General features: G+C 53.0%; 1 protein-coding gene. It reads left to right on the plus strand.

Annotated features, from left to right (window positions below; genetic code table 11):
• Positions 1 to 125: 125 nt before the first annotated feature.
• The coding region (locus HV826_RS36795; protein WP_217918928.1) for a hypothetical protein at positions 126 to 398 on the plus strand (273 nt) is incomplete at its 3' end.

The raw sequence follows: 398 nt of genomic DNA on the forward strand, positions 1-398 counted from the left end.
GTTACAAGGAAGTCCAACGGCTCGACAATATATATTCCGACTGGCTGTGTGTGAGACCCAGTATTCGCACGACAACGGTGAAGCCTTCTGGAACGGTTTCTTTGTTGACGGGGGACTCTCCGGGTGTGCACTGGAATCCTGCGTCTGGCTACTATATTCGTCGTGTCACCATGCCGGATAATGAGCTTTTGGCTGCGGTGCGTGAAGCTGGATATGTCGTAGAGGAGTCGGTGTACTCCAAGGGGCAGTATGTTGTGGCCTTTCCTGTGAAGTCTCCTTTCAAGCGGTCGGAGAAGGATGTGACCATTTGGGAAAAGGTGGCTTTGGCTGCGGAGGCTCAGCATTGGTGGAGCGACAATTCCGTGAGTGTGACCGTTTACTTCGACCCCGAAACAGTC

The sequence above is a fragment of the Myxococcus sp. AM010 genome (assembly GCF_013372585.1).
Taxonomy (GTDB): domain Bacteria; phylum Myxococcota; class Myxococcia; order Myxococcales; family Myxococcaceae; genus Myxococcus; species Myxococcus vastator.